The sequence below is a fragment of the Sphingomonas sp. genome (assembly GCF_035758555.1).
Lineage (GTDB): Bacteria > Pseudomonadota > Alphaproteobacteria > Sphingomonadales > Sphingomonadaceae > Sphingomonas_B.
Genome location: NZ_DASTXI010000245.1, coordinates 1 through 2,311 on the forward strand (window position 1 = coordinate 1; position 2,311 = coordinate 2,311).

A 2,311-nucleotide genomic window follows, 5' to 3' on the forward strand; every position below is an offset into this window, starting at 1 on the left:
GCCCGCATGGCCGAACGGCGGATGACCGAGATCGTGGGCGAGGCACAGCGCCTCGGTCAGGTCCTCGTTGAGCCCGAGCGCCCGCGCGATCGTTCGGCCGATCTGCGCGACCTCGATGCTGTGGGTCAGCCGGACGCGGTAATGGTCGCCATCGGGCGCTACGAACACCTGGGTCTTGTGGCGCAACCGGCGGAACGCGACCGAATGGACGATCCGGTCGCGGTCGCGCTGGAAGATGTCGCGAGGACCGCGCGGCCCCGAATTCGGTTCGGCGTGAAGACGGCCGCGAGAGGTGGAGGGGTTGGAGGCGACGCCGGGCGGAAGCTTCATTCCGCCGCGACTGGCACAATCCTCTCGGAATCGGAATTGGTCCAGCGGAACGCATCGATGCCGACGGTGCGCAAGTCGCTTGCGAAGATCCTCGCGTCCGAAGGCCCGCGGAAGGGGCCGATCACCAGCCGCGCGTGACCGGAGCCCTGCGCCACATAGCCCGTGATGCCCTCGAACAGGTCACGGTTCTCCATCTTGAGGCGGGTGAATTGATCCGACAGCGCGCCCGTGTTGCTGCCGCTCGCGAGCTGCAACCAGATGCGGTCGTCACGAACAGGCGCAGTGCGCTGGACGGTCGCGGGCCGGGGCGGCGCATAGGACGCCTGCACGGCGCGCGGCTGGACTGGCGCGGGCGTGGCCTGCAGCGCCGGCTGCTGCCAGACCGGGGTCGCCGCTGGCTGCGACGGGCGAAGCAGCGCGTCGATCCCGGCGAGCCGGTCGGTGGTCGTGCTTGCGGTGGTCGCAGCTGGAGCCGGAGCCGAACGGACCGGGGCCGCATAAGCGTAGGCCGCGCCGCTCGAATCCGGGAAGATGCCGAGGTTGACCGCCGCGGCCTTGGCGCCGGCGGGAAGGCCCGGGAGCCGTTGCAGGAACGGCGAAACGCTGGCCCAGCTGCCGGGCATGGCCGCATCGACGGCGATCATCGCGCCATTGGGATCGCCGGTGAGCGCGAGAACGAAGGCGCGGATTCGCGAGCTGGTCGCGTCGCCCTTGGCCGAGAGCGGCGCGATCGCGGCGATCGCCCCCGCCTTGTCGCCGCTGATGGCGAGGCTGAGCGCGAGACGGCGGCGCGCTTCGTCGGCGTCGGGCCCGGAGAGCGCCGCGCGATAATCGGCCTGGGCGAGCGCCTGCTGGCCCATGAGGTCGTAGGCAAGGCCGCGCTCGCAACCGAGCAATGCCTGCGTGGCCCCGAGCTGCTGCGCGCGGGTGAAATAGGGCATCGCCGCTTTGGCGTCGCCGAGATGGACCTGGACCGCGCCCATTCCGGCCTGCGGCTGCGGGCTGCGCGGGTTCACTTCGTCGGCGCGGGCGAAGAAGCCGGCCGCCGACTGCATGTCGCCGAGGACGAGCGCGGCGCGGCCGGCGCCGATCAGCGACTGGAAGTCCTTCGGGTCGTCCGCGAGCGCGCGGAGGTAGCGGGCAAGTGCGGCCGACGCGGTCTCGTTGTAGGGCGAATAGCTGCCCAGCGCGGAAGCCGGCGCGGCGGCGACGATTCCGACTCCGCCCGCGCACGCGAGCAGCGCGCCAATGACCCGAATATGCAGCAATCCCCGCATCGACCCTCCCGGTGCGACACAGAATCTTGCCGGAACCTTTCTGCATAGAGGGGTTACGGTGAACCGTGCGAAGCAGGCGGTGAGGTGCAGCAAAGGTGAGCGATTAACCGCGCAAATAAACGAAAAGGGACAGTCCCCGCGGGGACTGTCCCTCGTCTAGCCGAAGCTGCGTCGACTACTGATTGTTTTGGCGGTTGAGGAATCGCGGGATGTCGATCGGCTCGCGCCGATAGTCGGTTTCATCCTCTTCGATCTGCGCCTTGGGCGCTCCGCGGGCGATGTTCGACATCCGCTCGAACAGAGTCCCGCCGCTCGTGCTCGGCGGAGGCGGCGCGGCCGTCTCCTCGTCGTCCGCCGGGGGCGCGATCGGCGCCGAGCCGACAGGGCTGGTGAGGATGTCGTCGGCATCGAGCAGCAGCTCGTCGCCTCCATCCTCATCGGACGTCTGGTCGGACGCGACTGTCTCTTCTGCAGCCGTGGGCGCGGTTTCCGCCGCCGGCGCCGGGGCCGGAGTCGCAGGCTGGCGCGCCGGGAATGTGAAGACCTTGCCGGGCGTCGGCTGGGCGATCGCGTCGGCCTCGATCCCCGTCGCCACGACCGACACGCGGATCTTGCCGCCGAGGTCGTTGTTGAACGCCGAGCCCCAGATGATGTTGGCGTCGGGGTCGACCAGCTCCTTGATGTGGCTGGCGGCCTCGTCGACC

At 69.9% G+C, this 2,311-nt stretch carries 2 protein-coding genes and 1 pseudogene; all 3 read right to left on the reverse strand.

From position 1 onward, the window contains the following. Positions 1–330 (reverse strand): HD domain-containing protein (locus VFT73_RS14880; protein ID WP_326412841.1); only part of this gene is annotated, 330 nt, incomplete at its 3' end. Beyond that, positions 327–1,607, reverse strand: a complete 1,281-nt coding sequence (locus VFT73_RS14885; protein ID WP_326412843.1) for a hypothetical protein — start codon at positions 1,605–1,607, stop codon at positions 327–329. The genes VFT73_RS14880 and VFT73_RS14885, both read right to left, overlap by 4 nt. Before the next feature lie 175 nt (positions 1,608–1,782). Further along, positions 1,783–2,311: pseudogene (locus tag VFT73_RS14890) on the reverse strand (cell division protein FtsZ); the annotation flags it as partial.